Here is a 4,955-nt window from a genome sequence, read left to right as displayed (position 1 = left end):
CCAATGTGATTTAAATTTTCCTACATGGCCTGCAGCACCCAGATTATCAACACCCGGCGATTTCAAGGTGACATCTACACCATCAGGTGTGATAACTCTGTCCCAAACAACGCCTAAACGTGCGCTGGTCGGGTTGCTTGAACCGTATTGTCCCATTACTTTGGAACCTTTAGGTAATAAAACGTATTTTCCACTGGCAGAATAAACAGGTTCGGTAACGATACAAGAAGTAAACCCCGGAACTTCAGATACGATTTTGGTTTCTAAAACGCAGCGGATATAAGTACCCTGCACCAATAGCTTGTCTTTATTGTGAAGATAACGGACAGCGTTGGTTGTTGCTACAGCTCCTTGAGCATGCTGAGGCGGGTTACCGTCTTGGACAAAAGGAGAATCCCCTGAAAATTCGCTGTCTACCGGCATTTGTACCGGAATATTATTATTCGGTATGTTTTGTAGCGGAGCGGTCATTTCTACCGGTTGCTGCGTAACGGTAACGGGTGGCTCCATCATAACCGGAACGGTTGATACCTGAGGAGTTGTACTTACCGGTTCAGATATGGCTTTTGTGTTATCTGCTACAGCAATAGGTGGAGCTTCTGTTGCAACCGGCTGAGGCGGCGGCAAATCAGGGACAGTTACTACTTGAGCCCGTTCAGGTTGTGGCGGTGTTTCTTCTGACGAATCGTTAAATTGCTGGTAAGCAAATGCTCCCAAACCGGCTAATCCGAAACCTGCCAAGACAATAAAAGCAATGGCTTTTTTATTGATTTCTCTATCGACAGGTGCACTCAATTGCGGCGCATTTTCTTCCAGTGCTGCCAGTTGCTGTTGTTCTTTTTCATACTGTTTGACATAAAGGTTTGCAGAGTCGTCAGCTGTTTGCGAATTTCTTGGATTCTGCTCATCAAAATTATTGTTTAAATTTTCTGACATTTTTAATTTCTCCGTAAACCGACAACGTCTTTACCATGGCGCAAGACTAAAATCGGATATGTACCGTGAACAACGATAATATTGTTCTCTACGTTGCTATTTAATACAAATTCCGCACCACTTTCTGTTTTACGTCCGTAAACAGTTGGAAAGTCGCCGGTAAATTTGCCTTTGTTTAAATAAATATAAGTAAATTTACCGTCATCATACACTTTCAGGGGAACAAGCCACGCAGACTTATCATTGGCTGCTACATCATAATTAGTATGATAATTTCTTGACGGGTCATATCGCAAACTGTATCCGGCCAGCGCACTTGAACGCAAACTGAAATCGGTGTAGTCAGGGTAGCGGAATTTGACTTGATAGTTCACACCGTTTTCGGTTGCCTCTGACAGGCTTTTCCATTCGCCCCTCACTACTTTTAATTCAAAAATATATTGATGCGCTTCGGTGCGTACAATCAAATTGGTATCAACAGCATTGGCTTTCGGTTTTAAATAGAACACGTTTTCACGTCTGGCTAAATCCCAACCGCCACTCAATCCCGAACCAAAGTCTTTGATATTTTCCCTGGAATCAAGCTCGATTTGAGTAACAACACCCATCGAGGTATAAACCGGATAGGTTTTATTGGCTTCAAACATATACTCTTGAATGGCGGCTGCATAGGCTTGAGCTGACAGTAACGAAGTCGAAACCAAAGTTCCGAATAAATATTGTTTTATTTTTTGAGACATTATTTTTCCTCTCCGGTAACCGGTATCGGTGCAACATTAGGAGCGTTATTAACAGCGGGAGCAGGTGCAGTCGCAGCCACATTGCCAGAGTTATCTACCTGAGGGGTCGTACTTGGAGTTTCTGTCGGCAGATTGGCAGGAGTGGCAACATCCATCGGAGGATAATCGGCCGACGCATCTTCTTCGGCGGCAACGCTGGCATCAGGGTCGACACGGTATGAAAGAACCTGGAACCCTAAAGGGTTTTTTACCCGATATTTTTCATCCATTTTCAAATTGTTATTATAGGTATAGGTCAAAGTGGCAACATTGCTATCGATAAAACGTGACATACCCGTGCCTTTATTCAGCAAGAATCTTTGGAAACGGACGGTTGCACTGGCATCGCGGCCTTCTGCTTTACCACTGTTATTCAAAACAATACTGAGGATTTTGACGCGGATAGATTGAGCAGAACCATAAACATTGAAAGGGCTGTTTGGATTGCCCTTATTCATGAGATTACGATAAGTATTGGAAACATTGGCAACAGACATTGCATATACCGTTGCCCAGTCATTATCATAAATAATCTGACTGTCAAACGATTCCCGTGCCGTTACAAAGTGGGAGATATTGCTTTTATTGACTGCTTCATTCTTCGTAATATCGATATTATTCCAATCCCCTTTCAATTTGGCGACAGTCATCTGACCGGTGTAAACATCGGCCATAACCAGATAAGGTTCTTTTTCCTTAAGAGGGAGCACATAAAACAACCCGCCAAGTAAACAAAGAGACGTAACTGTTGAAATTGCGGCAACAGTCCACGCCCGTTTTTCACTTTTTCTGCGGATATCAACCAAAGTATTTTCAAAATCCACGGATTTTTTGATGACTTGTTGGATATTGCCGCTATCTGTGTCCTTAAATTTTTTACGCATAATATTCCAGTTTATTAATATTGAAATCTTGAAATCCGGTTAATAGGCTTTTTTAGATTTGCTCTTGACTGTTTTGACCGCAACACCGGTTTTCTTATGAGCCATAATGACATTATTTTGGATATAAAACGCCATACCTTTATCAGCATAGAGCTCGCCCAATTCCTGCAAAGCTGCATTCAAATCAGTCTGCTGGATCTTTTTAACTTGACGAAACAGAGTAAAATCAAACGGATGGTCGTAAACAACCGGCATTTTTGCCTCTTCACCCCAGCGTTCCAGCAAGCCTTTTACAGTTGTATCTAACTGGGTTACCTGATAAACATGCTGCTTAACTAAAGGAATTTCCGTAGTTGTTTCCGGCAATTCGTTTAACGGCTTCCATGTTTTCGGAAAATCCGGTGCAGAATTTGCCGCACACCCCGCTAAAAGAGCCGCAGCCACCGCCATTGAAAATAAAGCAGCCTTATTATGAACAATCATTCATGAATACCTTTAAAAATAACAAAGTAGTAAAATAACAAAGTAGCAACGAAAGTTAATTACATCAGCGAAATAAAAACGCAATTAAATAATAATTCATGTAACAACTATGTTAATCAATGTATATCGAATTTTTTTTGGGAAATTTATTGTTAATTATTTTAATCTGTGTTAAATTTCGCGTCAACCGACTTTAATCACTTATTTTCATTTGTCATGCTTTCTTGTACCGATTTAGCAATCCCACATCACATTATGCAGCATGTCGTCAGGGTAGAATCCTCCGGCAATCCTTATGCCATCGGCGTAGTAAACGGAAAATTGCAGCGACAGCCCCGTAATTTATCCGAAGCCGTATCTACCGCAAAAATGCTGGAGCAAAAAGGCTACAACTTTTCTTTAGGGTTGGCGCAAGTCAACCGTTACAACCTGAAAAAGTACGGTCTGCATTCATACGAACATGCTTTCCAGACTTGCGCCAATCTCAAAGCAGGTTCGCAGATTCTGAAAGAATGCTACGACCGTTCCAAGGATTGGGGAAAATCCTTCAGTTGCTATTATTCAGGCAATTTTGTAACCGGCTATAAACACGGCTATGTGCAAAAAATTTTTGCCTCAATGGGGCGGAAAAGCAGCAACACAAAAATTGCCGTTTCCCGATTGCCGTCGGTGGGTAGCGGCTCATCTGCAGCTATTCGCTCTTACTCTGCACCGTCAACCATGACGGCTTATAACAATACAAAAAAAGCAACACCGATTATCGAATCCGTTGCTTCTTCTAAAGATACGGGCATGGCCGCTGCCGAACATACGGCACACACACATACCGACAGCGCATTCGTATTCTAATCAGTTGATATTTTTAATAGTTTATTCGTCAACCTCAACATAAAGGAAATATCGTGAAAAAATCTGTATCTAAAAAACCATCTTGGCTGACTGCAGAAAACGTTGCTGCAGCAGCTTTCATTACAGCTGCAGCCCTCGCCCCAACCGTAGGTCTGGCCGACGACTTTACCTCCGCAACCGGCGGCGCATGTAAATTCATCAAAAATATCCATACCGTTCTGAACCTGATGTCCGTTGCCGTCGTAACCATCGCCATCATCTTCGCCGGTTACCAAATCGCATTCGCCCACAAACGCATCTCCGATGTCGCCCCTATCCTTATCGGCGGCGTATTGATTGGTGCAGCCGGCCAAATTGCCAAAATGCTGGTGGGCAATGCCGACTCTTGCTCTGCTTCTACATCTGCCATGCTGCAAATCATGCAGTTCTTTGCATAAACCATGCAAAAAAACATCGTATTCAGAGGATGTACCCGCCCGGCAACCTTTCTGGGCGTTCCCTACATTCCTTTTTTTTTTATCGGTGCGGGTTCGGGATTGTTGATGGGCATGTATTTCAATATGTTTTTTCTGTTGATGATTCCGTTTATCATCCTGATTATGCGGCAGATGGCCAAACGCGACGACATGATTTTCCGCTTTCTCGGTTTGCGTCTGAAATTCCGTCTCAAAGCGCGTAATCGTGAAGAATTTCCCGATACCTGGTGCTTTTCGCCAAACGAATACCGCAAAGACCCGCCCAAATAAAACATCAGGCATACCCGTTGCGCCCAAAGCGCACCGGGTCAATCAAACAACAATTGCTCACTTAAAACCAAAATGTTTAATCCCGACACTTCCATCAGCCAGTTTGTCTCGCTCTCCACCCATGTTTCCCCGACCATCGTTAAAACCACCGGTGGCGACTACCTGACCACTTGGCATCTTTCCGGTCTGCCTTTTGTCGGCCGCGAAGAATGGGAATTGGAACACAAACACAATACTTTCAACCGATTGCTGCAATCCCTGCGCGCGCCCGATTATGT

The 4,955-nt window shown here is 43.4% G+C and carries 8 protein-coding genes; 4 read left to right on the top strand and 4 right to left on the bottom strand.

Annotated elements, in window-relative coordinates:
* The 4 genes from ACEYKX_RS05875 to ACEYKX_RS05860 form a co-directional block, all read right to left on the bottom strand.
* On the bottom strand, positions 1–936 hold a 936-nt coding region (locus ACEYKX_RS05875; protein ID WP_373780658.1), incomplete at its 3' end, for a TrbI/VirB10 family protein.
* Positions 937–938: 2 nt separating this feature from the next.
* Positions 939–1,676 (bottom strand): TrbG/VirB9 family P-type conjugative transfer protein, encoded by a 738-nt coding sequence (locus ACEYKX_RS05870; protein ID WP_373710820.1) that lies wholly within the window; start codon positions 1,674–1,676, stop codon positions 939–941.
* Positions 1,676–2,599: a virB8 family protein gene (locus ACEYKX_RS05865; RefSeq protein WP_373710819.1), complete on the bottom strand. Its 924-nt coding sequence runs from the start codon at positions 2,597–2,599 to the stop codon at positions 1,676–1,678. Before ACEYKX_RS05865 ends, ACEYKX_RS05870 begins: the two co-directional genes overlap by 1 nt.
* A 39-nt stretch (positions 2,600–2,638) precedes the next feature.
* A complete protein-coding gene (locus ACEYKX_RS05860; protein ID WP_373710818.1) occupies positions 2,639–3,082 on the bottom strand; it encodes a hypothetical protein in 444 nt (147 codons plus the stop codon).
* 255 nt (positions 3,083–3,337) lie between these two features.
* On the opposite strand from ACEYKX_RS05860, the gene ACEYKX_RS05855 reads away from it, so the two are divergent.
* The 4 genes from ACEYKX_RS05855 to ACEYKX_RS05840 all read left to right on the top strand — a co-directional run.
* A complete protein-coding gene (locus ACEYKX_RS05855) occupies positions 3,338–3,931 on the top strand; it encodes a lytic transglycosylase domain-containing protein (RefSeq protein ID WP_373780656.1) in 594 nt (197 codons plus the stop codon).
* Between the two features lie 53 nt (positions 3,932–3,984).
* Positions 3,985–4,368 carry a TrbC/VirB2 family protein gene (locus ACEYKX_RS05850; protein WP_373780654.1) on the top strand — a complete coding sequence of 128 codons (384 nt, stop codon included), beginning with the start codon at positions 3,985–3,987 and terminating at the stop codon, positions 4,366–4,368.
* Positions 4,369–4,371: 3 nt separating this feature from the next.
* On the top strand, positions 4,372–4,677 hold the full coding sequence (locus tag ACEYKX_RS05845) for a type IV secretion system protein VirB3 (protein ID WP_373780653.1): 306 nt from the start codon (positions 4,372–4,374) through the stop codon (positions 4,675–4,677).
* Positions 4,678–4,749: 72 nt separating this feature from the next.
* Positions 4,750–4,955: hypothetical protein (locus tag ACEYKX_RS05840; RefSeq protein ID WP_373780651.1), on the top strand; the 206-nt coding region annotated here is incomplete at its 3' end.

Origin of the sequence: Glaesserella sp., assembly GCF_041817755.1 — a bacterium.
Taxonomy (GTDB): domain Bacteria; phylum Pseudomonadota; class Gammaproteobacteria; order Enterobacterales; family Pasteurellaceae; genus Glaesserella.
The sequence above is the reverse complement of the archived record's forward strand: the minus strand, read 5'-3'. Positions and strand labels throughout refer to the sequence as shown.